This is a genomic window from Paenibacillus sp. FSL H3-0321 (assembly GCF_038002865.1).
Lineage (GTDB): Bacteria > Bacillota > Bacilli > Paenibacillales > Paenibacillaceae > Paenibacillus_AQ.
Window position 1 is genome coordinate 7,179,155 of record NZ_JBBODH010000001.1, and the last position, 24,502, is coordinate 7,203,656.

The window sequence follows — 24,502 nt, forward strand, 5'->3', positions numbered from 1 at the left end:
TAAAAAATTAAAACAGCGGCAGTCCTGGACGAAATAAAGTCCTGGACTGCCGCTGTTTTTTTGAACGATAGTGCCCCTGTTCGTTGAAGTTTTAGCGCAAATCTATTCGCTCTTTAAGATTGCTGTCGTATACTTCAGATACTATAAATATTTATCTAATCTTTAGGTTCAGTTTAGAGTGTATAAAGATTGGAACGTTATATTAATACAAATAAGCTGGATAGAGCAGGAGATGGCAGATGAAAAATGTGAATAAATTCCTTACTATAGGTAAAGCAATACTGCTGGTCCTTGCAATCATTTATGTGGGTTCTTTAGTAGATTTTATTTTTAAACCCTTTAAGGCGCTGACGGGTGTGATTCTCATCCCGATGCTGTTAGCCGTTTTTTTCTACTATATCCTGCGGCCTTTAATTCCTCTGCTGGAAAAGTGGAAATTGAAGCGAACACCGGCGATCCTTCTGATTTACCTTTTCTTGTTTATCATTGTAATGGCATTCTTTGGGGGTGTCTGGCCTCCCTTGAAATCGCAATTAATAAATCTGGTGCAAAATGCGCCTCATCTTTTCAATTTATTAAACGATAAAATTGTGGAGTTGGAGAAGACGGGAGTTTTCTCGAAAATTTTCCCCGAAGATTTCAGCCTGCTCTCCCAATTAAATGAATATTTAAACAAGGGGTTCACTTTATTAACCAGTTATGTCACAGGGCTATTTTCAGCGGTCTCCAACTTAGCGATTATACTGTTTACCTTTCCAATATTGTTGTTCTACATGCTTAAGGAGGGCGACAAATTCGGGAAAATCATCGTAAGAGCTGTTCCCAAACGTTCTCGTGAAAAAATCAGTACAATTACAAAGGAAATCGATGCCGCGCTCAGCAGCTATATCGTTAGCAGAGTTGTCGTAAATCTGGCGCTGGGTGTCCTGATGTATTTCGGATTCCTTTTGATAGGGTTACCTTATGCGCTTGTATTGACACTGATTGCCGTCATCATGAACTTTATTCCTTATTTTGGGGCCATTATCTCATCTGTTCCTATTGTGATTGTAGGTCTGGTTGAATCTCCTGCTGTGGGATTGTGGGCTTTGGTTATTATCCTGTTGGCACAGCAGGTTCAGGATAACATCATTTCACCGCTGGTCTTTGGCAAAAGCCTTGATATTCATCCCATTACCACAACAGTTCTTGTATTGGGAGTGGGGAATTTCTTTGGATTCATTGGCATGCTGATCATTATTCCTGTGTATATGGTCATCAAAATTATATCTAAGCATACGTATCATTTGTTCTTTAAAGAAAAATGGGAGGGACTATAGTTCGTATAAATCGAAGGAGGCGATGGGATGAATAACTTAAATAACGGATATAGAGGTAATATTACGATTTCAAATCGGGCCATATTGAAGATTGCCGGCAAGGCGATTCAGGAAGCGGAAGAAGTGAAGGCGCTTATGGAAGGCAAAACAAAACGCAAAAACAAAGATGACTTCTATAAAGCTATTGACCTCCAGATAAACGGGGGAGAGCTGGCGGTTCACATATTTCCGATTTTTGTGCTCGGCACTCCTCTTCACCAGCTTGCGCAGCTTTTGCAGCAAAAAATTAAGAGCAGCCTTGAAATACTGACTGGATTAAAAGTGTCGCAAGTGAATGTGACCGTGGTTGGCATTATACCGGAGCAAATTTGAATTTTTCAATAAAATAGCGGCAGTCGAGGACCTTATTCTATCGTCCTTGACTGCCGCTATTTTTTTGGAGCTAGACTATTTTTGTAAACTAATCTTAAAAACGGTTGATTCCTTCCCAGGGTTGGCCAGTTCCAAAGTTCCGCCCATTCTTTCCGTATTTTTCAGGGCTATAGCCAAGCCTAAGCCTGTTCCTCCAGATGCCGTTCTGGCTTCATCTCCCCGTACAAAGGGATCGAAAAGGGTGGATCTGAGTTCTTGAGGAATCCCCACACCGTTATCGGCAATTTCAATGACCATTCGGGTGGCCTGGGGAATGAGCTCAATCCGAAGATTCGTTCCGGGCGGATTATAAGTCAGAGCATTGGTGATCAGATTATAGACCACTCGTGACAGCAGTTCAGGATCAAAGAGCGCATAAACATCCTGATCGGGTACTTGGAACTGAAGCGTAAACCGCTTTTGTTCGATTTCTCCATACGAATCGGCGATAATTTCCCGCAGGAAGTCGCCAAGCTCGTGATGCCCCATTTTCAACAGGAAATCCGGTGAATCTGTTTTGAGCAGTTCCATCATATTTTGAATTAATTTAGTGACTTGAGAGGACTTATTGTGAATATATGACAGATATTTTCGCTGTCTTTCCACATCCTCGACGCGGCCTTCATACAGGGCTTGCGCATAACCCTGGATGCTGGTGACCGGGGTCTTCAGATCATGAGAGAGGTCCATCATCATCCGCTGCTTGCTTTCTTCCGCCAGCCGCGTAGCCTTGGTAGTTTTCTCAATCATATCCGCCATGTAGTTGAACGTTTCAGCCATTTGCTCGAATTCCTGTTCTGCATGAACAGAGATCCTGGTGCTGTAATTGCCTTGGATCATTTCCTTTAATCCTTCGTTAATTGTTTTGAGCGGTTTGAGAATTCGCCGGGCTACAGAATAGCTGTAAACAACAACCAGCACCAGAAGCACCATCGCTCCAATCAAAATATAGAAGGTAACCGAATGGTTAAAATAGGACATAAACGGGTAGCTGTTAATGGAGATGTCAATACGGTCCCGTGGGATTTTCAGCAGCAGCCAGTCTGTCGAACCAGGGCCCGGGTAGCGGGACAATGAATAGTAATAATCCTGACTTCGATCATTCTCAAGCAGTTTATACAATTGTTCCTCTGAGTAGCTAATCATCTGATCCTGTTTATTTCCGATCACTTCTTTGATGAGCTTGCTTCCGTCCAAGATTTCAAGCCAGCCCCGGCTGCGCAGCAATTTCTCGGTTTCCGGTCCGGATTTGGGATTATTCAAATATTGGCTTGCCGTGACCTTTAAATCCGGATCCGCAAGTTGATAATCCTTTAGTTTTTGCGTCACATCCAGTTGTATAAACAAATAGGCGCCAAGCGAAATGACAAGAACAATGACAAGAAACCGTAAAAAGTCAAGGGCTAGCGACGTCTGCAGCGGCCGTTGGTTTCTAGTTCTCCACAGGCGCATTAATTTTGTACCCCAATCCCCGGATGGTTTTCAGATACTCAGGTTTCTTGGAATCCAGCTCAATCTTCTCACGGATGTTGCTGATATGTACCATGATACTGTTGTCCTCATACATATAGAAGTCTTCCCAAACCGCTTCATAAATTCGCTTGCGCGTGAACACCCGCCCCGGTTCCTCCATCATCAGCTTAAGGATTTTATATTCAGTGGAGGTCAATACAACCGGTTCCCCTGAGACATATAGAACACACTCGCTCAGATCTAGTGTCAGTGCTCCAAGTACAATTTTCTCAACCGCCGGCTCCTTCTCCACAGGGGAAACATCAAAATGATGGACTCTCCTCAGCAAAGCATTGACACGGGCAACGACCTCCAGCGGATTAAAGGGCTTAGAGATATAATCATCCGCTCCGAGCTCCAGACCGAGAATTTTGTCATGATGCTGGCTTTTGGCCGATAAGAACAGGACGGGAAAATGATACGCCCGGCGAATACTCTTAAGCAGCTGTAATCCATCCATCCCCGGCATCATAATATCGAGAATAGCTAAATCAATGGTATGCTCCCCAATGATATGTAAAGCGTCCATACCGTTGGTAGCCTTCAAAATATGGTAGTCCTTTTCAAGGTAAAGCTGCAGCAATTCGACGATTTCGAGTTCGTCATCAGCGATCAGTATCGTAAATATAAAAAATCACCCCTACTCAATATAACTCTCTAACCTTTATCCATTCTAAACCAAACCTAAAGATTGGATAAATATTTATGGAATATTGTTTTTAGCTTTTTTTCATTCGTTCGAACGGGGCTTTACAGTTTCTTGCGCTGACTGTATAATTATCTTTAATTGTATACGGAATCAAACGGAGGAGCCTGCCAAAAGCGGGCTCTTTTTGTGTTTTTTTACTGGGAAAATAAGTTAATTATCAATAGCTGAGAATTGTACAGAATGAATGGATACAACCGCAATAGCAGAAAACTAGAACATGAATAAAAGAGGAGGAGTGCTGGACCGTGCTGCATCTTGTAATTTTACTTCCATTTGTGCTTGCTGCATTTATTCCGCTTACTAAATATTTGCCGCGTTTTCATGTGGGCTGGATTGTTCTGCCCTTGCCTGCAGCTCTATTTCTCTACTTCCTGACAAGAATCCCAAGTATTCAAGCAGGATCAAATCTAATGACAAGCTTCTCCTGGATGCCTTCACTTGGAGTCGATATTACACTTTACCTGGATGGACTCAGCCTGTTGTTTGTTTTGCTGATTACCGGAATGGGCGCTCTGGTGGTGCTCTATTCGATTTATTATTTGAGTAAGCACAGCGAAGGAATTCGCCCATTCTACATGTACCTGCTGATGTTTATGGGGGCGATGCTGGGTGTTGTGCTGTCAGATAATCTGATGGTTCTATACGGGTTCTGGGAGCTCACCAGTATTTCATCATTCCTGCTGATTGCATTCTGGCACCGCCGGGAAAGGTCGCGCTACGGTGCAATGAAGTCGATGCTCATTACGGTGTTTGGCGGTCTGGCTATGTTTGCCGGATTTAATCTGTTATACGTCATGACTGGAACTTACAGTATCCGGGAAATTGTAGCTGTAGCCGGATCTTTGCCGGGCTATTCCATGTTTATCCCGGCGATGCTGCTGATCCTGCTGGGAGCGTTCACGAAATCCGCGCAATTTCCATTTCATATCTGGCTGCCTGATGCGATGGAAGCACCGACACCGGTCAGCGCCTATCTTCATTCGGCTACGATGGTTAAGGCGGGAATCTATTTGGTTGCACGGCTCACCCCTGTATTTGCAGGTCAATCTGGGTGGTTCTGGCTGGTTTCGCTCACAGGAATGGTGACACTGATCTATGGAGCATTTAAAGCGATTAACCAAAGCGATCTCAAAGGCTTACTTGCGTACTCTACCATCAGCCAGCTCGGTCTGATCATGTCTCTGCTGGGACTTGGTTCGGCGGCTTCCTTTTTTGCCGGGAAGGAAGAAGCTGTTTTCTATACTATGGCTACTACAGCGGCCCTCTTTCATCTCCTGAATCATGCTGTTTTTAAAGGCAGCTTGTTTATGGTTGTCGGAATTATTGACCATGAAACGGGTACCCGGGATCTCCGCAAGCTGGGCGGGCTGATGTCTCTCATGCCCATTACTTTCTCGGTTGCGTTGATCGGCGCATTCTCCATGGCGGGCTTGCCGCCGTTCAGCGGGTTCCTCAGTAAAGAAATGTTCTTTACCGCTATGCTGAATATCCGTGAGTTCGACATACTGAATACTGGCTCCTGGATGGGGATTTTTCCGGTAGCCGCCTGGCTTGCCAGTGTGTTTACCTTTGTGTACAGTATGATTCTCGTCTTTAAGACCTTTGGGGGTAAACTTCAGAAGGCTAAACTGGATAAAATGCCGCATGAAGCGCCGCTTGGCCTTCTGCTGTCACCAGTGATGCTGGTCTCCCTTGCTGTAGTCTTTGCTTTCTTTCCTAAGCTTGTTTCTAATTCGCTGATTGAGCCGGCCATGGCGTCGATCCATAACGGGGTATTGGCGCCTGAAGATACGTTCGAGGTCTCGATTCATTTCTGGCATGGCTGGACACCGGAGATATTTATGACCATAGGTGTTATCGCTGCCGGTGTGCTGTTATACCGAAGCTACAGCCGGTTGCGGGTATTGGACCGTAAGCCAAGCGGACGGAAAACGCTCAACCATCTCTATGATGGGAGCCTTCAATTGTTGGAGCGGGGCTCAAAACGCCTGACCAATGCTTATATGACCGGCTCCAACCGTCATTATTTGCTGTATATTTTCAGCTTCTTTATTATTGCGTTGCTCGCTGCTCTAATTGGAGAACCGGGTATCAGCTTCGGCATGGATCACTATGCGCCATTGTCCCTTTATGAGACAGCGGTAATAGCCGTTATGCTGCTTGCGGCATTCGCGGTGCCTTTTGCCAAATCGCGGGTCAGTGCCATTTTATTCACTGGCTGTGTCGGCTATATGGTAACGCTATTGTTCGTCATCTTCCGGGCGCCTGATCTCGCGCTTACGCAAATGATGATAGAGACGGTGTCGGTCATTCTCTTCCTTCTCTGCTTCAGATATCTTCCGAAGCTGAAGAAGGAGAAGGAACGCCTGCGGTTTAAGCTGCCGAATTTGATTATCGCCCTTGGTGTTGGTATCACGACAACTTTAATTGCTTTGGCAGCGATGGGGAGCAGTCCCTTTGAACCGATTTCCGAGTTTTTCCTGAAAGAAAGCTACAATTCAGCCGGCGGTAAAAATGTAGTCAACGTCATTCTGGTGGATTTCCGCGGCTTTGATACCTTGTTTGAAATTATGGTGCTCGGTATCGCCTCAATGGCCATCTATGGCTTGATTCATTTAAGAATGGAACCTGGTCAGACTGAATCCGGAAAAGTCCATTCTGGAAACTCAGCCTTGCGGCTGCGGAGTAATGATGTGATCCTGCAGACCATGTCTAAGGGAATTGTTCTCATTATACTTACGTTCTCCTTGTATTTGTTCTTTGCGGGCCACAACCATCCGGGGGGAGGTTTTATTGGAGCGCTGATGACTTCCGCCGCGCTTGTTCTGATGGCTGTCGCTTTTGGCATGGATACAGTCCGTAAGGTTCTTCCGGTGAACTACCGCTTGATTACTGGAGTCGGATTACTGATCGCGATTGTTACGGCATCAGGCTCCTTCATTTTTAATGCACCGTTTCTCAGTCATGCCTTTGGTCATTTTCAACTGCCTATACTCGGGGATACAGAGCTTGCGACTGCGGTTCTGTTTGACCTGGGCGTGTATTTGGCCGTAGTGGGTGTAACCATGAACATCATATTATCAATCGGGGGGGATAAACAATGGAACTCATAATGGCGGTGGCTGTAGGGATTTTATTTACAATTGGTGTGTATCTGATTCTGTCCAAAAGTCTGCTGCGCATTGTGCTGGGAACTTCCCTGCTGACACATGGTGTCCATCTGCTGCTCCTCACGATGGCCGGACTCAAAAAAGGCGCTGCACCGGTGCTGGGAGACAATGCGAAGACTTATGTCGATCCCCTGCCGCAGGCGCTGATCTTAACCTCCATTGTGATCAGCTTTGGAGTGACTGCGTTCTATTTTGTTCTGGCCTACCGTTCCTACCAGACACTGGGTACGGATGAAATCGACAGTATCAAGGAGGAGAAAGAATGAGCAATCTGTTGGTGCTGCCGATTCTGATCCCCCTGTGTACAGCTGTGATCCTGATCTTCCTGAAAGAAAGAATCCGGCTCCAGCGCTGGATCAGCTCCGCCAGCGGATTACTGAATATCGGCATTGCTGCTGTCCTGGTCTCACGCGTACACGATAAGGGTATACAAACCCTGCAGATGGGGGGATGGTCCCCGCCTTACGGCATTGTGTTCGTTGGCGATATGTTAGCGTCATTGCTGCTGCTGACGGCTTCGTTGGTCAGCTTTGCCATATTGCTCTACTCCTTCCGCAGTATAGGTGAGGAGCGGGAGCGGTTTTACTACTATACCTTTTTTCATTTCTTGCTTGTAGGGGTATACGGTTCCTTCCTTACAGGGGACATCTTCAATCTGTTCGTCTTCTTCGAGGTGATGCTCATTTCTTCCTATGCGCTTATTTCTATTGGCGGGACGAAGCTCCAGCTCCGGGAGACGTCCAAATATTTGCTGATAAACATCGTATCCTCCACACTGTTCGTGGCGGCGGTAGCTTATCTCTATGCAGCAGTGGGCACGCTCAACATGGCCCATTTGTCCCAGCGTATTGCCGAAGCGGGGCAAGACGGCGTACTTAATGTAATAGCCATTTTGTTTCTGATTGTATTTTCTTTAAAGGCCGGACTCTTTCTGTTTTATTGGCTGCCTGGATCGTATAGTGCACCTCCGGCGGCGGTCAGGGCTTTGTTTGGCGCACTGTTGACTAAAGTGGGCTTGTATGCAATTATTCGTACATTTACCCTCCTGTTCGTAAACGATCCGGGCTTCACCCAGCCTTGGATAACCTGGATGGCGGCGGCTACAATGATTCTGGGCGGATTGGGAGCTGTAGCCTATCAGGATATTCCCCGTATTCTTAATTACAATGTCATCATCAGCGTTGGTTTTGTCGCCTTTGGTCTTGCAGTTGGGACACCTGATTCTCTGAACGGGGCGGTATTCTATTTGCTCCATGATATGCTGGCGAAAGCACTGATGTTTATTCTAGGAGGAATAATCATCTCTGCTGCAGGAACGGAACACTTGAAGAACATGGGGGGGATGATCAGAAAGTACCCCTTGATCGGCTGGATGTTTTTTATACTGGCGCTTGCTCTTGTGGGGATTCCTCCGCTCAGCGGCTTTGCCGGCAAGGTTATGATCATTCGCGGAGGGTTGGATACCGGCATGTTGACCTTGTCTCTGATTGGTCTGGCGTCAAGCTTTCTTGTACTGTATTCCTTGATGAAGGTGTTCAGACTGGCATTTTGGGGGAATGAACCGGAGAAAGAATTACCAAAGGTCAACTTAAAAAGTGCTTCGGCCGTTGCTGCCGGACTGCTTGTTCTTGTTATTGCAATGGGCATTGGGGCGGAGTGGGTATACACCTATGTATCACAGGCCGGAGATATCTTGGTCTCACCCGGGCTTTATATTGAAGCTGTAATGAAGGAGTAGAGGAGATGGCTTTGCAAATACTGTTTAACCTGATGATTGCTTTCATGTGGATGCTGCTGAATAACAACAGTTCGGGCTCAAGCTTTATCGTGGGGTATGTGCTTGGAGTGTTCATTCTGCTGATCCTGCGGAAATCCTGGACGCAGCCCTTCTATCTCAAACGGGTATGGGCAATGCTGAAGCTGCTGCTGATATTTATCCGCGAGCTGCTGGTATCGAGCTTTGTGGTGATCGGTCATATCGTTCGTCCAAGGCTGGCTATACGTCCCGGTATTTTTGCTTATGAGACTGCCTTAACATCCGCGTGGGAAGTCACTTTATTATCCTGTTTGATTTGTCTGACACCGGGAACACTGACACTTGATGTTTCGGGAGATGGAAAGATCCTGTACATCCATGCCATTGATATTGAAGATGCACAGCTGCTTACCGAGCAGATCAGAGGCACTTTTGAGCAAGCCATAATGGAGGTGACCCGCTGATGAGTCTGACTTTGTTAACTGCAGCGCTGATTATACTATCGGTGGCTATGCTGGCCTGTCTGTACCGTCTGCTTAAAGGACCGACCCGTTCTGACCGGGTTGCTGCACTGGATACGATAGGCATCCATGTGCTGGCCATGATTGCGGTAGTCTCTATGCTGCTGGACACACAGGATTTTCTTGAGATTATTCTGGTGATAGGCATTCTTACTTTTATAGGAACGACGGCGCTGGCCAGATATATTGAACGGGGCATTGTATTTGAAGAGGGAGGTGACAGGCATGACCGGTGAGTTGTTCAGTTCGATTCTGGTGCTGCTTGGCGCTGTATTCTGCGCTCTGAGCGCATTCGGTTTGGTGCGGCTGCCCGATGTGTACCTGCGTTCTCACGCCGCTACCAAAAGCGCAACACTTGGGGTGCTCTGTGTGCTGAGCGGAGCGTTTGTCTACTTCCTGTTTCACGATGGAACGGTCAGCTATAAGCTGCTGCTTGCTATCGTCTTTGTATTCATTACCTCTCCGGTAGCAGGTCATTTAAACGGCAGATCAGCCTACCGGTCGGGAGTCCCGTTGTGGCAAGGCAGCATTCAGGATGACCTGAAGCCCTCCATGGAAGAGGATCAGGCACTGCCTGTAGAGCAAGATCGCTGACAGGAACAGGCGAGCTGTGGAAGAGCAGCTCCACAATTCGCCGCTTCCGGCTGCGTTGTTCCGCAGACAACCCCGCAGTTTACACCACACCCTGTTTAGACTTCATACACTTCAGATTATATGTGCGGCCATAGGCGTTAGCGTATTTTACGATCCGTTTAATCATGCTTTTGTCCTTCAGCTTGGTAAACGGACAAGGATCGGGGGAAGTATTCACTTCCAGAATCCAGGGCTTGAGGCGCCGGTCCAAGGCAATATCCACGCCGATTTCCTGGAGGGCGGGAAAGGTTGTGCTTAGCTGCTTGGCGGACTTCACACCCATTTCCTTCAGGGCCGAGATCAATGCTTTACGCTTCTCCAGGCTAGTGTAGGCGTTCAACAATACTTCAACCGGATAAATCGTCCCCCCCTGGCTCCCGTTTGTAACAACCTTGCGGGGATGCGCCACGCGTCCTGCAACCCCCGTAGCATCCCACCCACCCTTAAGATTTCGCTGCACCATCACCCGGATATCGAAGGGCCGGCCCTCATAAACCAAAAGCCGGATCCCTTTCTGTACCAAATAGGACTTCCCCTGGGTCTCCTTTAAGATTGCGCGATAAGCCGTGTCGTAATCCGGGAAGCTGCGTACATGCGTACCTGCCTGATAGCTGTATTGAATCCGATCCTTCCGGGCGGTCCTTTCCATCCGCATCACACCTTTACCCAAGGATCCGCAGCAGGGCTTAATGTAGACCATATTATATTTTTGCAGCATCTCATGCAGTGTGCTTTGATCCATTTTTCTCGTTACCGGGATGTATGTCCTTAATTCTTGGCTTCGGGCCATCACCTTTGTCTTCGTCAGCTTATTGGATATATGCCTTATTTGCTTCTTCATTTTGTCCCTCCGTCTCTATAGTTCCATAGGCTATATTACGGAAATGTTTAGTTTTTGATTGGGCATCTACACAGCAATAGAACACACTTCGAGAATTCTACATAAGATTATTGCAGGTGTTTATCTAATGAGGCTGCAGCATGCGGCCAATAGGAGGCGGCGAAGATGCTGCTCGGCAATTTGCAGGATAAGGTGCTAGAAGTCACCGGGGTTTTTCCTTGGTACAAGAGGCTGATCGGCGGGGAGAAGACGAGTTATAGCTTACAGAACCTTCCGCTTATGACGTCGGAGATTCTGGATACCCATTATTATACCCAATTTAGTGACCCTTCTCTGGCCGTATACCGGACCTCGGGCACAAGCACGGGCCGCCGAAAAGCGATATTCTACTCAGAGGAAGACGATAAAAACTACATTGATATCAAAACAAAGCTGTTCGGTGAGCTGCTTGCGGGAAGCGGCTGCACAAGGGCTTTGGCGGACATGGGTACCGGACATGCAGCGAACACGGCCCTGTCCATATTTGAGCGGCTGGGACTCGAAAAGAGTTCAATACCCTTTGATCTTCCCATCGAACAGCACATTGAACGGCTGCAAGCCTTTAAGCCTGAGCTGCTGTATACGATGCCTTCCATCCTTGACCATATCGTATATGCCGCCGGAAATCCGCGTGACTTCGGCATCCGCAAGATTATTCTGGTCGGGGAAATCGCCACACTGGGATGGCAGCGGAATATGTCGCGCCTGTTCGGTCTTGATCCAAGGGACATCGTCGATACGTATGGCTCCATTGAAATGGGCACGATCGCTTATTACTCTCATGAGCTAGGCAGATACATCCTTGCCGACGGGATATTTGCGGAAGGGCTCGGGACAGAGGCGTTAGGCGGGGATTTAAGGCCGCTGGGTAAAAATGAAAGTATTCTGGTTCTTACTTCAACCGTCCGCAAGATGATGCCAGCCATTCGTTTTGTTACCTATGATGTGGTAAGGGATTTCAGACCTGTGATGATAGGCGGTGTGGAAAAGCAGAGTTTTGCCTCAATCGTCAAACGGGTGGGCCGGGAACTGAAGCATGGAGAAAAAATTAGCCTGTACGATATCGAACAGGTTGTATACCGTCATATAGAAGATGCAATCATCCGGGTGAAGGTAAGGAACAATGCGCTGACCATTTATATCAAAAGTAAATCAGCAGTTAACTCCACGGCTCCGGCAATCAGGGAGGAAATCAGAGAGTGCATTCCGGAAATCGGCATGATGATTCGGAATCATCTGCTTGACGATATTGAAGTCTTTATAGTGGCCAATGGCGAGACGCTGGAGAGCGGGCAGGTAAAGAACAAAAAGATATATTACCAGAAAGATAAAGACAGGGCAAAGATGAACTTGAATGGCGGCATACTGTCGACCATCGGAAATACGCCCTTGATCAAGCTGAGCAACCTGTTCCAGAACAGCGGGTTTGAGGTCTACGCCAAAATGGAGCTGCTGAATCCGGGCGGAAGTGCGAAAGACCGTCCTGCCTTGCGGATGATCCAGGAAGCTTGGAAGGAAGGTAGAATTAGGTCTGGAACTGTCATTATTGAATCGAGTTCGGGGAATATGGCGATTAGCCTGGCAATGATTTGCAAATATTTGGGGCTGCGGTTTATCAGCGTTATCGACCCCCGAACAACCGAAACGAATATTCAGATCCTGAAGGCTTTGGATGCAAAAATCGACTATGTCGCGGAGCCAGACCCGGAAACAGGCGAGTTTCTGCCTGCGAGGCTCACACGCGTACAGCAGTTATTGGCAGAGATACCCGGCAGCTTTTGGCCGAATCAGTATGGAAACGAAAATAATTATCTGGCCCACTATCATACGACCATGAAAGAGATCGTGACCGAACTTGGCCGGGTGGATTATTTGTTTTGCAGTGTCAGTACATGCGGCACGATCAGGGGGCTGGCGGAATACGCAAGGGATCATGGGCTAAAGACCAAGATCGTGGCTGTCGACGCGGAGGGCAGCGTTATTTTTGGCGGAAATAAGGGCAGCCGGCGTTTCCCCGGACTGGGTGCCGGCATTGTACCGCCTTTCTGCAGAAAAGATCTAATCGACCATATCGTGTATGTTTCGGACTGGGAGATCATAAAAGGCTGCCGGGCGCTCTCGCAGAATGAATCGATCCTGGCCGGTGCATCCTCCGGAGGGATTATTGCCGCCGTCAAGCGTATGGAGCAAGAAATAACTCCGGGATCTCACTGCGCGGTCATTCTGCATGACAAGGGAGAACGTTACCTCGATACCGTATATTCGGACTCATGGATTCAGAACCAGTTCGGCCGGGATCTCTCGTCTGAAGACGGAGATGTCCCTACCTAATAGCCAAAGGAGGGAGTGGCATGCTGTACTTAAATGACCAGGATATCCAGGCGATAGGCCTTGAGTGGCCTGACCTTGTGGAGTCTGCAGAATCTGCGGTGCGCATTCTTGATTCCGGTGATTACGCACAGCCAGTTAAGCCTTATCTAAGGTATAACCATCCTCAAAACCGGATTATTGCAATGCCCGCGTATGTAGGGGGAGACGTGAATGCAGCAGGGATCAAGTGGATTTCCAGCTTCCCGGATAATATCGGGGCCGGTCTTCCCCGCGCGCATAGCGTCATCATATTGAATGATCCCCATACGGGCCAGCCTTCAGCCGTTCTGAACTCGCCGCTGCCCAGCATCGTCAGGACAGCTTCCATCAGCGGGCTGATGATCCGTCACTTTATGCAGGCGCGGCCGCTGGAAAAGATTCAGCTCGGCATTATCGGCTGGGGGCCGATTGGGCAGCATCATTTTCAAATGGCAATGGCTCTGTACGGTGATCGAATTGAACGTATCCGCATCTTCGATCTAAGGGGAGCTGATCTGTCAGGAATTCAGTCCTGTTACAGGGACAGGATTGAAGTGGCAGAGACCTGGGCGGACGTCTATCTGAAGTCCAATATCTTCATCACATGTACCGTATCCGATCACCGGTATATCGATCTTCCCCCTGCAAAAGGTTGTCTTCTGCTGAATGTTTCTCTGCGTGATTATAAGCCGGAGGCGTTAGCTTCGGTGAAAGCTGTCATTGTCGACGATTGGGATGAAGTGTGCCGCGAGAATACAGACATCGAGCGGCTCCATCTGGAACAGGGGCTGACCCGTACCGGCACCCTTAAGATTAGCGACGTCGTCTGCCGAAGCGGCCTGACTGAATTCGCCGAAGATGAGCCGGTCTTTTTCTGCCCGATGGGGATGGCTGTCTTCGATATTGCAACAGCGGTATATTATGTAAAGAAGGCCAGGGAGAAAGGGATTGGGAGCGAGCTTGAGTAAGGTGTTTTGAATGTATGATGAGGTAGATCTAACACAAACAGCGCGAGCCAATGGATACTGGCACGCGCTGTTTGTGTTCTATTCTGTAAATAATCTTGCCACCGTAATAATATAGTTAACTTCTTTTTGAGGAAAGTTTTGTGATATAGATATATTACCATTTACATTAATTTCTCGAATTGCTGGATAAACTGGACGACTATAAGAGTCGCTAGCAAAACCTCCATACTCAGCCCCAAAAGAAACAAGTGGATGAATGTCAGCCTTACCCTTAGGAATACTTTCACCGGTTATGTTTGTTGCATTTATGGTGAGCTGAAATGTGTTATTGCTTCTATAAGTTATTGCAAAGTCATTGATTCTAAATGCTCCATCTGCATTGTTGCTGTACAGATCGTTCCCGTCAAAATCTTTAAATGTATCCCCCACAAGTATTCGATCATCGTCCAAAACCAGAATGTTTGCTTTGTTATCCCAGTGGCTCTCTAATTCTGCTTGATCTAAAAAAATTCGTATTGGCAGAAACATAGCTCCGTTTTTTAGTACAGGTTTTGTATCCATCACAACAGTTTGTCCATCCATCTGAGCATTTTTTGAATCTATCAAAAATACAAACTCATGATCTAGCCAGCGAAGTCGAGCTACTTTTGTCGAGTCAGAGTAAGAAATTTCCCCACCAAATAAATCTTCAAAAGTCCGCAAAGGTACCAATAACCGATTATTTTCATCAACGAACGGTGGGGCAGGGTTAGTGTATAAAACAAAAAACTTTCCAGCTTTTAGATAGACCTTAGATTTTACAGGTGGAGGAGCTGCTGACGCATGTCCAACCTCATTAAATGAAACTAAGAGCAAAGCACATAATAATACCGCAAAGAAACGCTTCACTATCCATCACCTCCATATTGTTTTATTTTACACTTATTAGACGTAGTTCTGCTTACTGGGTTGCAGCAGAACTATACTTTCTTCAGCTAGCCGATTATACTGAATTATAAAATTCACAATCTGAAATAGTTGAAAGGTGCTGCCCATGTTATCATTTTTGCTTACGCTTAAGCGTCTGGTGACCGGCTTATGGCGGGCGCTCAAGCTTAAGAATTTTCAGGCATTGCTCGCATTGGTGGTCATCACGCTGACCTCCGGAACCATTTTTTATGTCAAAGAGGAAGGACTCTCTGTGATTGACGCGATCTATTTTTGCGTAGCCACACTTAGTACAATCGGACATCCTACCTTTGTTCCGCAAACCACTTTAGGGAAAACTTTTACTATTATCTACATCATCGTTGGCACCGGGTTATTCCTGGGGATGATCGGCTACATCGCTTACTTCTTGATCAAACAAACGGACAAGGAAAGTGATTGATCCGCAGGAAACAGAACAGAATAATTTCTTCTTAATTTATGAACTGTATGTGACGATAATAATTAAAAACATTCACATTTAGGAGATGCATCATGGATAATTTGACCGCACTTGTATTGGCTGCACCAATGATTAAGCAAATTCATGCACAGGATATTATGATTGGGATTACGGATAAGGAGATCTTTCATTACTACGCACCCAGCAAGGTACTCGATTTTGGCCTGACCAAGGGAAGTCCTGTTCCAGAGGATGACCCGTCGCTCGGAAACGCCCTTGCAGGACGTGCTACGACGAATCGTCTGTCTGCCGAGCTATACGGTGCGACTGTAATCTCCTCGGCAGTGCCGATTTACGGAGATGAAGGGGAGATTATCGGGGCATTTGCGATTGCTTATACGCTTGAGAACGAAGACAAAATGGAACAGCTGACTGATAGTATCAACCAGATCAGTGGCCAATTGATGGATATGGTCCAGAACGTTGCCGCACAGTCCGAAGAGCTGTCAGCTACGACGGCCCAAATTCTGGAGAATTCGCGCAAGACGGTTGAGGAGTCAAAGCAGGTGAACAAGGTGGCCGGCTTTATCCGTGAAATCTCGGAACAGACGAATCTGCTTGGGCTGAATGCAGCGATTGAAGCGGCCCGCGTAGGGGAGCAGGGTGCAGGTTTCGGTGTAGTGGCTACCGAAGTGCGCAAGCTTTCCGTCAACACAAAGGAAGCGACAAAGACGATCGAAGATTCACTCAGCACCGTGCAGCATTCCATTCTGCAGATGGAACAGGAAATTGAAGCCATTGCGGATTCTTCCTCTGCACAGGCCGAATTGGTCACCCAGTTCAGCGAGCTTATTGAGCGCCTGAATGAGACTAGCAGTGAGATGGAAAAGTTTATTTCATCCATTCTTCAATAAGCTCGGCAAAATTGGCTGCAACTATATTAGCCCCGCAAATGAGGACACTTATTTGCGGGGCTTTTTGCTATGAAGAAGTCCAGATGAGGTCTCTCCTGTTCAGGCAGGAGGTATTATTGACAATTACTTGTTAATAAATGGCCTATCTAGTTTAAGTAAGTGACATAGCTGTATTTCATGGTGGCATGCACGCTGTGTTGCATCATGGTGAAATAGAGGCATTTTCAGGTTTGACAACCTGTATATACAGGTGTACAATCCATCTTGTATATACAGGTTTAAGAGAAGTGAGCTAAACCTATAATGGGTGGAAAATGCTACATACAACTAGGAGGGACAAATAAATGGCAAATACACCTGAACAACAATGGTGGCGGAAATCAACGGTGTATCAGGTCTATCCGAAAAGCTTCAAGGATACGACCGGGAGCGGAACGGGTGATATAAAAGGTTTGACCCGGAAGCTGGATTATTTGCAGGACCTGGGCATTGATATCGTTTGGCTGCAGCCGGTTTATGTATCCCCGCAAAATGATAACGGTTACGATGTCGCGGATTACCGGCAGATTGACCCGACTTTCGGAACGATGGAGGACTTCGATGAGCTGATGCATGAGCTTAAGAAGCGCGGCATACATCTGATGACGGATATTGTGGTCAACCATTCCTCTACTGAGCATCCCTGGTTTCAGGAAGCCCGCAAATCGAAGGACAATGCTTACCGCAATTATTATATCTGGAAAGATGCAGCACCGGACGGCGGCCCTCCGAACAACTGGCAGTCCAAGTTTGGCGGACCTGCATGGCAGTGGGAAGAGACAACGGGCCAGTATTTTTTGACACTGTTTGATAAGACACAGGCCGATCTGAACTGGGAGAACGAGCAAGTGCGGCAGGAAGTGGCCGGCCTGATGATTTTTTGGGCGGAGAAGGGAGTCAGCGGATTCCGTATGGATGTTATCAACCTGATCTCTAAGGATCAGGGATTTCCGGAGGATGACGGAAGTATTTCACCCGGCGACGGACGGCGTTACTATACGGACGGACCTCGGGTGCATGAATACATCAAGGAGCTGTATGCCAAGGTCTTTGGTCCCTACAATCTTGTAACTGTAGGAGAGATGTCTTCAACTACACTGGAGCACTGCATCCGCTATTCCAATCCGGAGGAGAAGGAATTCTCCATGACCTTTAACTTCCACCATCTGAAAGTGGACTACCGGAACGGGCAGAAGTGGGAACTGAAGCCTTATGATTTCGAGGAATTGAAGCAGTTGTTCACGAAATGGCAGTCCGGTATGCAGCGGGGAGGGGGCTGGAACGCGCTCTTCTGGAACAACCACGATCAGCCGCGGGCCTTGTCCCGTTTTGCGGACGACGGAATCTACCGGGTGGAGAGTGCCAAGATGCTGGCGACGACACTCCACGGGCTGCAGGGTACACCGTATGTGTACCAGGGTGAAGAGATCGGAATGGCAAATCCGAAATGGCTGGACATTAGTGAGTTCAATGATATCGAATCCACCAATATGTTCAAGATCCTGCAGGAAAGAGGCCTGTCAGCGGATGAAGCACTCGCCATCATCCGGGAACGCTCCCGCGATAATTCGCGGACACCGATGCAGTGGGATGAGACAGCGAATGCCGGATTTACCAGCGGGACCCCATGGCTGAAGGTGGATGAGAGTTACAAGGAGATCAACGCCAAAGCACAGCTTGGAGATCCGACTTCCATCCTGGCTCATTACCGTAAGCTGATCCGTCTGCGCAAGCAGGAAGAAGTGCTTACCAACGGACGTTATGTCCGGCTTGATGAGGCGCATCCTCAGATTTACGCGTATGCCCGGATTAACGAAACCGAAATACTGGTCGTCGTATCCAATTTCAGCGGTGAACATGTAGTATTTACTGCTGCCGGAGTGTTCTGGGAGACGGTCAAGGGTAAGGAAGCAGAGCTGCTGATCGGAAACACCCCGCAGGCCCCGGCATGGCGCCAGACGGTTGAGCTATCACCTTATGCATCCTACATGTGGATTATCCGTTAACAGCACGAATATAACCTAACTAACTTAAGGAGTGAGGACATGGCGATTAACCGGCAAAACGTGGAGCAGATCGTACAGGCCATCGGCGGAAAAGACAATATCGAAGCAGCCACGCACTGTGTCACAAGGCTGAGATTTGCCTTGAAAGACGAGGGCAAGGTTGATACCTCTGCGCTGGAGCGGAATGATCTGGTGAAAGGGCATTTTTCTTCCCAAGGCCAATTTCAAGTGATTATCGGTCCGGGACTGGTGGACAAAGTATATGAAGAAATGATCGACATTACCGGCGGAGCCCGTTCTTCGAAAGATGAGGTAAAGACGGCGGCCAGCAAACACCAGAATCCGCTGCAGCAGGCAATCAAGACACTTGCGGATATCTTTATTCCGATCCTCCCGGCCATTGTGATGGCAGGTCTGCTGCTTGGGATCAACAACATTCTGACGGGTCCCGGCATCTTTTTCGACGAACGTTCCCTGGTGGATGTGTATCCGCAGTGGAAGGACATCGCTTCGATTATCAATACGATTGCCAGTACGGCCTTTACGTTCCTGCCCGCACTTATTGGATGGTCGGCAGTAACCCGGTTCGGCGGCAGTCCGCTGCTGGGGATTGTGCTCGGTCTTATCCTGGTTCATCCTGATCTGCTCAGTGCATACGGATATGCGGATGCCAAGCTGGAAGGTACGGTTCCGGTCTGGAATTTATTCGGCTGGGAAGTTAACAAGATCGGCTATCAGGGACAGGTGCTCCCGGTGCTGGTCTCCGCTTATCTGCTTGCCCGGCTGGAGCGCTGGCTTAACAAGCGTGTGCATGATTCCATCAAGCTGCTGGTCGTTGCACCGGTAGCGCTGCTAGTTACAGGATTTCTGGCGTTTACGGTTATCGGTCCGGTTACATTTATGATTGCCAACGCTATTACAACGGGGCTGGTCAACATCTTTGGCTCCTTCCCGGCGCTGGGAGGACTCATTTATGGGGGGCTGTACGCACTGTTGGTTATTACCGGCATGCACCATACGTTCCTTGCTGTGGATATTCAGCTGATCGGTTCCGGAGGAGGAACCTTCCTCTGGCCGATGCTGGTGTTGTCCAACATTGCACAGGGTGCAGCTGCACTCGGGATGCTGTTCGTGGCCAAGCAGGAGAAGACGAAAGGTCTGGCCGTGACCTCTTCCATTTCTGCCTTCCTGGGGGTTACAGAACCGGCGATCTTCGGGGTTAACATCCGTTATAAGTATCCGTTTATCTTCGGGATGATCGGTTCGGGTCTGGCGGGCATACTGCTGGCGCTCAATAATGTACTGGCATCCTCCATCGGGGTCGGCGGGATTCCCGGCTTCCTGTCCATCTTCCCGAATCAATGGGGAATATTCTTTGTCGGCATGGCCATTGTATTAATCATTCCTTTCGGAGCTACCGTATTGTTCGGCAAGATCCGCGGCCGTGGAGGAGAAGAACCGGATAATAACGCAAAGGCGGATAACGTCCAGGCCACAACTCCGGCTCCCCTTCCTCCGATGATTCAAGAGAAGGCTGATACCAAAGAATCAGCAGCGAATGTTCTGGAAATCGTCTCGCCGGTGAGAGGACAGATTGTACCGCTGGAAGAAGTGCCGGACCCGGCCTTTGCCGAGCGGCAAATGGGTAAAGGAGTGGCGGTAAATCCGTCCGAAGGAAAAGTGTATGCTCCATTTGACGCTACGGTCGCCCATGTCATCAAGAGCAAGCACGCGATGATTCTGGAGCATGCTACGGGAGTGCAGATTCTGATTCATATCGGCATCAATACCGTTTCGATGAAAGGCAGCGGATTTACGGCTCATGCCGCCACTGGAGATCAAGTCAAGGCGGGTCAGCTGCTGCTTGAATTCGACCGGGATGTTATTACCGCAGCAGGATACCCGCTGACTTCACCGGTTATCGTGCCTGACGGGCAGGATATCATCGAACGGGTGGAGGAGCTGATCCCTAGTTCAAATCCTGTTATGGGGCAGGCGGTTCCTGTTCTAAAGATCTATCTTAAAGGTTAACAATCGTGGTACTATGGGCATGGTGATTAAGGATGAATAAGAATATATATCTTCATATTTATAATGATTATTCGGCCCGGATTCAGTCCGGGCAGCTCCCTGCCGGCAAGAAGCTGCCCTCGGAAAGCGAGCTTGCTGAAGCTTACGGAACTTCAAGGGAGACGGTACGTAAGGCTTTGCTTATGCTCTCTCAGAATGGCTATATCCATAAGATTAAGGGTAAAGGTTCCTTTGTACTCGATACCCAGCGGATGAACTTCCCCGTTTCCGGATTGGTCAGCTTCAAGGAAGTGTCCAAGAACCTGGGGCGTTCCGTACGTACCATTGTATATGAGAACGGCTGTGTGCCCAGTACATCCGAGGAGGAACGGCGTCTTCAGATGAAGGAGCCGGGCCCGCTTTGGAAGGTAGTTCGTGCCCGGGAGATTGATGGGGAGAAGATCATCCTGGATAAGGATTATTTTCTAACCTCCTATGTACCGTCTCTCACTGCTGAAACCGCAGGGAATTCGATCTATGCGTATTTGGAAGGAGAACTTCATCTCACGATCAGCTACGCCAAAAAGGAGATCTCTGTGGAAGAAGCCACGCCGGAGGACAAGCTTTTGCTTGATTTGCACGATTATCAGCATATTGTCGTAGTCCGCAACTATGTGCATCTGGTGGACACCAAGCTGTTCCAGTATACCGAATCGCGGCACCGGCTGGATAAATTTCAGTTCGTGGACTTTGCCCGGCGGGCTCAGAGCGAAAGCGATCTGTAGCATTGACGGATACCGTCCTTTTGAGGACGGTATCCGTTTCCACTTGGAAAAAATCGGGTGTGATTCCTCCGTCAAAGAGGGATTGCACCCGATTTTTTGTATAAAGAAGGGAATCTGGATTATGATGGATAGACCTGAAAGTTGAGTAGAAGCTTTAAGCGGGTAGAATACGGAAGGTAAATTATTAATAGAAAGCGCATACAAAACATCAGTCCATTTTTTTGAACACAGCCCATAACAGCCCAATCAAGCATAAGCCTACAGCCAGGAGGACAAAGGGGAGCCACTGCGGACCGGCTGCAGCAGTTATATTTATTGAGACCATTCGCGGGTTCACCCCCTTTCCGGGTAGAGATTGCAGGCTACTCTGTGGAGCCATAGACCAGTGAAATCTGATGCTCCTTGAAAAAATCAATCCATTCCTCCGAAGGCTTGCGGTCTGTCACAATGTAATCCACCTTGTCAAAGCTGAACAATTTGATGAAGGCAATACGGTCGAATTTCGAATAGTCCACAAGCAGGATCACCTTGCTCGCCTGCTGCTGCATCAGAACCTTAAGCTCGCTCTCTGCTTCATTGGAATCACTCAGCCCGCCTGTCATAGATAGAGCTTTGCAGCTGAACAAGGCGACGTCCACATTGTACTTCTGTAGAGTATAGGAGGCAGTTGGTCCGACAAAAGAGTTCGTCTCGGCACCCAGCACACCACCAGTGGAGATCAGCTTGTGGCCGGAATGCTGGAACTCGGACAGGACTACCAGTGAATTGGTGATCACCGTCAGATTTTGTTTAACATCGGTTATTTTCCTTAAGGCTTCAAAAGCGGTCGAACTGGTGTCTGTCATCAGGCTGTCGCCATCATTGATCAATCCCAGCACGTTGTCGGCGATCATCTGCTTCTCGTCAAGATGGACTGAATGCCGGAGGGAGTAGGCGGGGTCTTCATTGGTGTGAACATTCAGAACCGCTCCGCCATAGCTCTTCTTGGCAATTCCTTCTTTATCCAGCTTGTCGAGATCTCTTCTTATCGTTTCTTCGGAGACTCCAAAATCCTGTGCCAGATCAGCAACATGGACTTTCTTATAGCGGTGCAGCTTGTTGATAATATATTCCCGGCGTTCAAAAGCTCTCATGTAGTTCCTCCTGCATTAAAACATCTATAAGGTTAGTGTACTACAATTCACTTCAGAAATAAAAGGATATTCCACATTTATTAGCGATTCACAAAATAAAATCCACAAAAAGTCACATTAACGTGTGGTTTTTTGTTGACATTCTATTTCCCAGATTTTATGATGAAGCAGATGAAAGCGATTTATTTATATTATAAACCCATTTACCTTTGAGGAGGTTGTTCAGTATGGCAGTAAAGTATCCGGCAATCGGCATTCGTCCAACGATCGACGGCAGAAGGCGCGGTGTGCGCGAATCGTTAGAGCTTCAGACTATGGGAATGGCACAACGGGTAGCTGATTTTTTGCAGGAGAATTTGCGTTATCCTGATGGGTCGCCCGTGGAATGCGTCATTGCGGATTCTACCATTGGCGGGGTCAGTGAGGCTTCGGCTGCACGTTCGAAGTTCTCCGGAGCAAATGTGGGGGTATCCATTACAGTAACTCCTTGCTGGTGCTACGGCTCCGAAACGATGGATATGGATGCGGCAATTCCCCATGCGGTATGGGGGTTCAATGGCACGGAAAGACCCGGTGCCGTTTATCTAGCCGCAGTTCTGTCGGCATACGCCCAGAAGGGAATTCCGGCCTTCGGGATCTACGGGGAGGATGTGCAGGACTCCGGAAGCGAGGAGATTCCGGCCGATGTTCAGGCCAAGCTGCTCCGGTTTGCCAAATCGGCGTTGGCCGCTGCCATTATGAAGAGCCATTCCTATTTATCCATGGGTTCCGTTTCCATGGGAATCGCCGGTTCCATCGTGAACGACCAGTTCTTCCAGGAGTATCTGGGCATGCGTAATGAATATATCGACATGTCCGAGTTCGTGCGCCGCTTCGAAGAGGAAATCTATGATCCGGAGGAATTCGCGCGGGCCTTGAAATGGACCAAGGAGAACTGTCAGATAGGGCCTGACAACAACCCTGCCCGTCTGCAGGTCAGCGAAGAAGAGAAGGAGAAGCAGTGGGAGACCTGTGTCAAGATGGCCCTGATCGGACGTGACCTCATGATCGGCAATCCTGTGCTTGCGGAGCTTGGCTTTGAAGAAGAAGCGCAGGGACATAACGCTATTGCTGCAGGCTTTCAAGGGCAACGCCAGTGGACCGACCATTTCCCGAATGGCGACTTTATGGAGACGATCCTGAATTCCTCCTTTGACTGGAACGGCAAACGGGCTCCTTATATTCTGGCTACCGAAAATGACAGTCTGAACGGCGTGACGATGCTGTTTAATTATCTGCTGACGAATACGGCGCAAATATTCGCTGATGTCCGCACGTACTGGAGTCCGGCAGCCGTGAAGCGTGTGACCGGCTACGAGCTGGAAGGCGCTGCTGCGAATGGCCTGCTTCATTTGATCAACTCCGGTTCGGCCGCGCTAGACGGAACCGGGCAGCAATCCCTCGAAGGCAAGCCGGCGATCAAGCCCTTCTGGGACATTACGGATGAAGAAGTGGCTGCTTCACTTAAGGAGACCTTCTTCCGCCCTGCCTCGCAGGAATATTTCCGCGGCGGCGGTTTCTCTACCGACTACTTGACCAAAGGCGGTATGCCTGTCACGATGGCGCGGCTTAACCTCGTCAAAGGCTTGGGACCCGTTCTGCAGCTGGTGGAAGGGTATACCGCCGAGCTCCCCGGAGAGGTTCACCGCCAGTTGGATGAACGCACCGATCCGACCTGGCCGACTACCTGGTTTGCTCCAATCCTTACCGGAACCGGCTCGTTCAAATCGGTCTATGATGTGATGAACAATTGGGGAGCCAATCATGGAGCCATCAGCTACGGCCATATTGGAGCCGATCTGATAACACTTGCTTCTATACTGCGAATTCCAGTCAGCATGCATAACGTCGACGAATCACAGATCTTTAGACCGCGTGTGTGGTCGCTGTTTGGAACAGACAGCCTGGAGGATGCCGATTACCGGGCATGCCGCAATTTCGGTCCGCTGTATCATTGACAGAACTTAGGCAGGTGGTTT

General features: G+C 48.4%; 21 protein-coding genes. 16 read left to right on the top strand and 5 right to left on the bottom strand.

The window, feature by feature from the left end:
* Positions 1 to 239: 239 nt before the first annotated feature.
* Entirely contained in the window at positions 240 to 1,319 is a 1,080-nt protein-coding gene (locus MHI45_RS31620) for an AI-2E family transporter (protein ID WP_076112368.1), read from the top strand.
* 27 nt (positions 1,320 to 1,346) lie between these two features.
* Positions 1,347 to 1,691 (top strand): Asp23/Gls24 family envelope stress response protein, encoded by a 345-nt coding sequence (locus MHI45_RS31625; protein ID WP_076112369.1) that lies wholly within the window; start codon positions 1,347 to 1,349, stop codon positions 1,689 to 1,691.
* 75 nt (positions 1,692 to 1,766) lie between these two features.
* Here MHI45_RS31625 and MHI45_RS31630 read toward each other — a convergent pair whose 3' ends face one another.
* Together MHI45_RS31630 and MHI45_RS31635 are read right to left on the bottom strand one after the other, a co-directional pair.
* Complete coding sequence (locus tag MHI45_RS31630; protein WP_076112370.1) at positions 1,767 to 3,182, bottom strand: sensor histidine kinase; 1,416 nt, start codon at positions 3,180 to 3,182, stop codon at positions 1,767 to 1,769.
* Positions 3,163 to 3,870: a response regulator transcription factor gene (locus MHI45_RS31635; RefSeq protein ID WP_038589919.1), complete on the bottom strand. Its 708-nt coding sequence runs from the start codon at positions 3,868 to 3,870 to the stop codon at positions 3,163 to 3,165. The genes MHI45_RS31630 and MHI45_RS31635 overlap by 20 nt, the downstream gene beginning before the upstream one ends.
* Before the next feature lie 326 nt (positions 3,871 to 4,196).
* Between MHI45_RS31635 and MHI45_RS31640 the strand changes: the two genes are divergently transcribed.
* The 6 genes from MHI45_RS31640 to mnhG are packed head-to-tail and all read left to right on the top strand — an operon-like array spanning position 4,197 to position 9,992.
* A complete protein-coding gene (locus MHI45_RS31640) occupies positions 4,197 to 7,064 on the top strand; it encodes a Na+/H+ antiporter subunit A (RefSeq protein WP_083675760.1) in 2,868 nt (955 codons plus the stop codon).
* Positions 7,052 to 7,387, top strand: a complete 336-nt coding sequence (locus MHI45_RS31645) for a Na(+)/H(+) antiporter subunit C (RefSeq protein WP_076112372.1) — start codon at positions 7,052 to 7,054, stop codon at positions 7,385 to 7,387. The genes MHI45_RS31640 and MHI45_RS31645 overlap by 13 nt, the downstream gene beginning before the upstream one ends.
* Positions 7,384 to 8,859, top strand: coding sequence for a Na+/H+ antiporter subunit D (locus tag MHI45_RS31650; RefSeq protein WP_076112373.1), 1,476 nt, complete (start codon positions 7,384 to 7,386; stop codon positions 8,857 to 8,859). The genes MHI45_RS31645 and MHI45_RS31650 overlap by 4 nt, the downstream gene beginning before the upstream one ends.
* A 5-nt stretch (positions 8,860 to 8,864) precedes the next feature.
* Complete coding sequence (locus MHI45_RS31655; RefSeq protein WP_076112374.1) at positions 8,865 to 9,341, top strand: Na+/H+ antiporter subunit E; 477 nt, start codon at positions 8,865 to 8,867, stop codon at positions 9,339 to 9,341.
* Positions 9,341 to 9,634, top strand: a complete 294-nt coding sequence (locus MHI45_RS31660) for a Na(+)/H(+) antiporter subunit F1 (RefSeq protein ID WP_340899068.1) — start codon at positions 9,341 to 9,343, stop codon at positions 9,632 to 9,634. The genes MHI45_RS31655 and MHI45_RS31660 overlap by 1 nt, the downstream gene beginning before the upstream one ends.
* The gene (gene mnhG, locus MHI45_RS31665) at positions 9,624 to 9,992 is read left to right on the top strand and encodes a monovalent cation/H(+) antiporter subunit G (protein WP_076112376.1); all 369 of its coding nucleotides are present in this window, start codon (positions 9,624 to 9,626) and stop codon (positions 9,990 to 9,992) included. Before MHI45_RS31660 ends, mnhG begins: the two co-directional genes overlap by 11 nt.
* A 79-nt stretch (positions 9,993 to 10,071) precedes the next feature.
* Here the strand turns inward: mnhG and MHI45_RS31670 are convergent, their stop codons facing one another.
* The gene (locus MHI45_RS31670) at positions 10,072 to 10,872 is read right to left on the bottom strand and encodes a YheC/YheD family protein (RefSeq protein ID WP_340899067.1); all 801 of its coding nucleotides are present in this window, start codon (positions 10,870 to 10,872) and stop codon (positions 10,072 to 10,074) included.
* A gap of 165 nt (positions 10,873 to 11,037) precedes the next feature.
* Here MHI45_RS31670 and sbnA point away from each other — a divergent pair, with 165 nt between their 5' ends.
* Both sbnA and MHI45_RS31680 read left to right on the top strand, forming a co-directional pair.
* Positions 11,038 to 13,242, top strand: a complete 2,205-nt coding sequence (gene sbnA / locus MHI45_RS31675; protein WP_306080852.1) for a 2,3-diaminopropionate biosynthesis protein SbnA — start codon at positions 11,038 to 11,040, stop codon at positions 13,240 to 13,242.
* 20 nt (positions 13,243 to 13,262) lie between these two features.
* Entirely contained in the window at positions 13,263 to 14,228 is a 966-nt protein-coding gene (locus MHI45_RS31680; protein WP_076114382.1) for a 2,3-diaminopropionate biosynthesis protein SbnB, read from the top strand.
* A 78-nt stretch (positions 14,229 to 14,306) separates the two neighbouring features.
* On the opposite strand, the gene MHI45_RS31685 is transcribed toward MHI45_RS31680, so the two are convergent.
* Positions 14,307 to 15,116 (bottom strand): copper amine oxidase N-terminal domain-containing protein, encoded by an 810-nt coding sequence (locus MHI45_RS31685; RefSeq protein WP_076114383.1) that lies wholly within the window; start codon positions 15,114 to 15,116, stop codon positions 14,307 to 14,309.
* 145 nt (positions 15,117 to 15,261) lie between these two features.
* Here MHI45_RS31685 and MHI45_RS31690 point away from each other — a divergent pair, with 145 nt between their 5' ends.
* The 5 genes from MHI45_RS31690 (at position 15,262) to treR (ending at position 21,351) form a co-directional block, all read left to right on the top strand.
* Positions 15,262 to 15,597, top strand: coding sequence for a potassium channel family protein (locus MHI45_RS31690; RefSeq protein ID WP_076114384.1), 336 nt, complete (start codon positions 15,262 to 15,264; stop codon positions 15,595 to 15,597).
* A 92-nt stretch (positions 15,598 to 15,689) separates the two neighbouring features.
* The gene (locus tag MHI45_RS31695) at positions 15,690 to 16,511 is read left to right on the top strand and encodes a methyl-accepting chemotaxis protein (RefSeq protein WP_038589941.1); all 822 of its coding nucleotides are present in this window, start codon (positions 15,690 to 15,692) and stop codon (positions 16,509 to 16,511) included.
* 344 nt (positions 16,512 to 16,855) lie between these two features.
* Entirely contained in the window at positions 16,856 to 18,556 is a 1,701-nt protein-coding gene (treC, locus tag MHI45_RS31700; protein ID WP_076114385.1) for an alpha,alpha-phosphotrehalase, read from the top strand.
* A gap of 39 nt (positions 18,557 to 18,595) precedes the next feature.
* Entirely contained in the window at positions 18,596 to 20,587 is a 1,992-nt protein-coding gene (gene treP, locus MHI45_RS31705; protein ID WP_076114386.1) for a PTS system trehalose-specific EIIBC component, read from the top strand.
* Positions 20,588 to 20,619: 32 nt separating this feature from the next.
* Positions 20,620 to 21,351, top strand: a complete 732-nt coding sequence (gene treR, locus MHI45_RS31710; RefSeq protein ID WP_076114387.1) for a trehalose operon repressor — start codon at positions 20,620 to 20,622, stop codon at positions 21,349 to 21,351.
* 362 nt (positions 21,352 to 21,713) lie between these two features.
* Here the strand turns inward: treR and MHI45_RS31715 are convergent, their stop codons facing one another.
* Positions 21,714 to 22,484: a DeoR/GlpR family DNA-binding transcription regulator gene (locus MHI45_RS31715; protein ID WP_076114388.1), complete on the bottom strand. Its 771-nt coding sequence runs from the start codon at positions 22,482 to 22,484 to the stop codon at positions 21,714 to 21,716.
* A 227-nt stretch (positions 22,485 to 22,711) separates the two neighbouring features.
* On the opposite strand from MHI45_RS31715, the gene MHI45_RS31720 reads away from it, so the two are divergent.
* Complete coding sequence (locus MHI45_RS31720) at positions 22,712 to 24,481, top strand: L-fucose isomerase (RefSeq protein ID WP_076114389.1); 1,770 nt, start codon at positions 22,712 to 22,714, stop codon at positions 24,479 to 24,481.
* Positions 24,482 to 24,502 lie beyond the last annotated feature (21 nt).